At 66.2% G+C, this 3,806-nt stretch carries 5 protein-coding genes; 2 read left to right on the top strand and 3 right to left on the bottom strand.

The window, feature by feature from the left end; genetic code table 11:
- The 3 genes from ACQKJZ_RS18575 to ACQKJZ_RS18565 form a co-directional block, all read right to left on the bottom strand.
- Nucleotides 1-1,133 (bottom strand): AMP nucleosidase (locus tag ACQKJZ_RS18575; protein WP_427733083.1); only part of this gene is annotated, 1,133 nt, incomplete at its 3' end.
- Nucleotides 1,134-1,224: 91 nt separating this feature from the next.
- Nucleotides 1,225-1,443: a hypothetical protein gene (locus ACQKJZ_RS18570; protein WP_427733081.1), complete on the bottom strand. Its 219-nt coding sequence runs from the start codon at nt 1,441-1,443 to the stop codon at nt 1,225-1,227.
- A gap of 97 nt (nt 1,444-1,540) precedes the next feature.
- Nucleotides 1,541-2,020 (bottom strand): peroxiredoxin, encoded by a 480-nt coding sequence (locus ACQKJZ_RS18565; protein ID WP_427733079.1) that lies wholly within the window; start codon nt 2,018-2,020, stop codon nt 1,541-1,543.
- Between the two features lie 120 nt (nt 2,021-2,140).
- Here ACQKJZ_RS18565 and ACQKJZ_RS18560 point away from each other — a divergent pair, with 120 nt between their 5' ends.
- Nucleotides 2,141-2,704, top strand: a complete 564-nt coding sequence (locus ACQKJZ_RS18560) for a YqgE/AlgH family protein (RefSeq protein WP_427733077.1) — start codon at nt 2,141-2,143, stop codon at nt 2,702-2,704.
- Between the two features lie 297 nt (nt 2,705-3,001).
- A partial coding sequence (locus ACQKJZ_RS18555; protein WP_427733075.1) for an adenosylhomocysteinase occupies nt 3,002-3,806 on the top strand: 805 nt, incomplete at its 3' end.

Raw genomic sequence — 3,806 nt, 5'->3', positions numbered from 1 at the left:
TCCCAGTTGCGATCGTCGGTGGTGACGATGGTGCCGGTGCGCAGGCGGCGCTTCAACTCGTCGCCCGACTGGCCCGAGACGATCTCGGCCGCCTTGGCGAGCGCGACCTGCACCTCGGCGATGGCGGGTACCGGAATTTCGGGCGGCAGCACGTCGTCGAGGACATGGTCGTCGCGCAGATAGGCGTGCGCCAGCACATAGTCGCCGATCCGCTGGCTGGGACGAAGCCCGCCGCAATGGCCGATCATCAGCCACGCCTCGGGCCGCATCACCGCCAGATGGTCGCAGATCGTCTTGGCATTGGACGGTCCGACGCCGATATTGACCAGCGTGATGCCGGTGCCGTCCTTCGCGACCAGGTGATAGGCCGGCATCTGGTGCCGCCGCCATGCGCTGTCGGTGACGATCTTGTCGACATCCTCGGGCCGCTCGATGACGATCCCGCCCGCGCCCGACAGCGCGGTGAAGCGCGAACCCTCGCCCAGCTGCGACGCGCCCCAGCGGACGAACTCGTCGACATAGCGGTGATAATTGGTGAACAGCACATAGCGCTGGCAATGCTCGGGCGGGGTGCCGGTATAATGGCGCAGCCGCGCGAGCGAGAAGTCGGTGCGCAGCCCGTCGAACAGCGCCAGCGGCCGGTTGCCGTCCGCCGTCATCCACAGGCCGTCGGCGATCTCGTCGCCGATATGCGCCAGCTCGGTCGCGGGGAAGAAGCGCGCCAGCTCGGCCGCCGATACCGTGTCGAGGCTCAGCGCATGGCCGGGATCGAGCACATAAGGGAAGGGAATTTCCTGACGCCCCGGCACCGCTTCGACGGTGACGTCATAATCTTCCATCAACAGCGTCAGCTGCTCGACCAGATAGTCCTTGAACAGCGCGGGCTTGGTGACGCTGATCCGATAGTCGCCCGCCGATACCAGCCGGCCGAACGAGCGCATCGGCGTCGGGCGGCCGCCCTCACCGCGATAGACCAGACGGATTTCGGGATAGGCGAAGCAGCCTTGCGCGCGCGCCTCCAGGCTGGGAGCCGTCCCGTCCTTGAGATAGGCGGTCAGCGCGTCCTTCAGGCGGGTGACGGAGGCGGTGTAAAGGCGGTCGAGTTCCTCGACGATCTGAAGGGCTTGAGTCATGGCATAGGAGCTAAGCGCTGTTGCCGACGCTGGCAAGCGGCCCCCGAAGGGATGGGTGGAAGGCGGAAATCGCCCTCCACCCGGTCAGATGTCAGGCACCCAGGGCCGAATTCTCATCGTCGCCCGTGCCACGCAGCTTCGATGCGCCAAAGGCCGCACCGGCAACGGCCGCGGCCACACCGGCGGCGATGCCGGCGGCGGCATAGGGGTGGCCCTTGACCTTGTCGGTCGCGGCCTTGGCGGCACCCTGCGCCTTTTCGCCGAGGCTCTTGGCCTGGGCCTGCTTCTCGGGGGGGACATAGGTGGTCATGACCGTGCTTCCTCTCTCAATCCTATGGGCTGTCCCCAAAACGCGCCGGCGGTAATCACTGTTCCACCAGCGATCCGACCGGCGGCGCGGGTCGGCGTCAGATCTGTGCGAGCAGATGCTCGGCCGAGCTGACCTTGAACTCGCCCGGAGCCTCGACGAAAAGCTGTTCGACCACGCCGTCATTGACCAGCATGGTGTAGCGCTGGCTGCGCATGCCCATGCCGAACTTCGACCCGTCCATGGTCAGGCCCACCGCCTTGGCGAAGTCGGCATTGCCGTCGGCCAGCATGGTGACGCCGGCCGAGCCGCTGGTCTGCCCCCACGCCTTCATGACGAAGGCGTCGTTGACCGAGGTGCAGGCGATCTCGTCCACGCCCTTGGCCTTCAGCGCACCGGCCTGCGCAACGAAGCCGGGCAGGTGCTGCGCCGAACAGGTCGGGGTGAAGGCGCCCGGCACCGCGAACAGCGCGACGCGGCGGCCGGCGAAATAATCGGTGGTCGACACCTGTTCGGGGCCATCCGGCGTCACCTTGACCAGCGTGGTGGCGGGGAGGCGGTCTCCGACCTTGATCGTCATGTCACCCAAATCCTTGGAATGGACCCGGCACCATGCCGGGCTAGGCCGCGCTCTCATGGGGTGGAACATGGGTTGATTTCAAGCATGGCGAGGCGAAGCGCCTGTCCCTATAGTCGGGTCGTGCATCAACTGACCTATCTTTCCGGCCAATTTCTGCTCGCCATGCCGGGCATGGCCGACGCCCGTTTCGATCACGCGATCATCGCGATGTGCGCGCATGACGAGGGCGGCGCGCTGGGCATCGGATTGGGCGCGACGATCGATGGCATCGGTTTCCATGCGCTGCTCGACCAGTTCGAGATTCCGCATGGCGACGCCCCCGATGCACCGGTCCATTATGGCGGCCCGGTCGAACCGCGCCGTGGCTTCGTGCTGCACAGCCATGACTGGCAGGGGCAGGACAGCGTCGATGTCAGCGGCCGCTGGGTGCTGTCGTCGACGGTCGACGTGCTGCGCGCCATCGCGGAGGGCACGGGGCCGAAGCGCTGGATCGTGGCGCTCGGCTATGCCGGATGGGATGCGGGGCAGTTGGAGAACGAGCTTCGCGAACCGGGCTGCTGGTTTAACGTCGGCGGCGAGCCGGAAATCCTGTTCGACGTGGCGGCCGGGGATCGCTGGCAGGCGGCATTCGGTGCGGCCGGGGTCGATCCCAGGCAGTTGGTGACGGGCGGCGGTACGGCCTGAGCGGTCATCAGTTCCTCCCCTGCAAGGGGAGGGGGACCATGCGCAGCATGGTGGAGGGGTGTCACCGGTTGCGATGGCACGTACCGCTCGCAAAGGGCGCCACCCCTCCGTCAGGGCTTCGCCCTGCCACCTCCCCTTGCAGGGGAGGAATTGGATGGTGGTCGATCGCCGACCGCCATCCAGGCATATAAAGATATCTTTATATTTGATCCCTAAGGCGATCGCCGCTAAGGCGTGGCCGTGCCGATCGGCGTGTCCCCACGTCTTGGTCGGCCCCATTTTGCACGGAGTTTCGTCGTGTCCACGACTGCCGCCACCAAGAACGATTACGTCATCAAGGATATCGGCCTCGCTGATTTCGGCCGCGCCGAGATCAAGATCGCCGAGACCGAGATGCCCGGCCTGATGGCCCTGCGCGACGAATTCGGCGCGTCGCAGCCGCTCAAGGGCGCGCGCATCACGGGTTCGCTGCACATGACGATCCAGACCGCCGTGCTGATCGAGACGCTGACCGCGCTGGGCGCCGATGTGCGGTGGGCGACCTGCAACATCTATTCGACCCAGGACCATGCCGCCGCCGCGATCGCCGCGTCGGGCGTGCCCGTCTTCGCCGTGAAGGGCGAGACGCTGGCCGAGTACTGGGACTATGTCGGCGACATCTTCACCTGGGACGGCGACGTCGAGGGTCAGACCGCCAACATCATCCTGGACGATGGCGGCGACGCGACCATGTTCGCGCTGTGGGGCGCCAAGCTGGAAGCCGGTCAGTCCTTCGGCGAGCCGGAGAATGAGGAAGAGGTCGAGTTCCAGCGTTCGGTCAAGGCGTTCATCGCCAAGAAGCCGGGCTATCTGACCCAGACCGTCAAGAACCTGAAGGGCGTGTCGGAAGAGACGACCACCGGCGTTCACCGCCTGTACGAGATCGCGAAGAAGGGCGAGCTGCCGTTCCCCGCGATCAACGTCAACGACTCGGTCACCAAGTCGAAGTTCGACAACCTCTACGGCTGCAAGGAATCGCTGGTCGACGCGATCCGTCGCGCCACCGACGTCATGCTGGCGGGCAAGGTCGCCGCGGTCGCCGGTTTCGGCGACGTGGGCAAGG

It is taken from the genome of Sphingomonas sp. NPDC019816, from assembly GCF_050274375.1.
Taxonomy (GTDB): domain Bacteria; phylum Pseudomonadota; class Alphaproteobacteria; order Sphingomonadales; family Sphingomonadaceae; genus Sphingomonas.
The sequence above is the reverse complement of the archived record's forward strand: the minus strand, read 5'-3'. Positions and strand labels throughout refer to the sequence as shown.

Bases quoted from the DNA above. Each gene is read 5' to 3' on its own strand.
- ACQKJZ_RS18570 (WP_427733081.1), bottom strand. From the start codon at position 1,443: ATGACCACCTATGTCCCCCCCGAGAAGCAGGCCCAGGCCAAGAGCCTC.
- ACQKJZ_RS18565 (WP_427733079.1), bottom strand. From the start codon at position 2,020: ATGACGATCAAGGTCGGAGACCGCCTCCCCGCCACCACGCTGGTCAAG.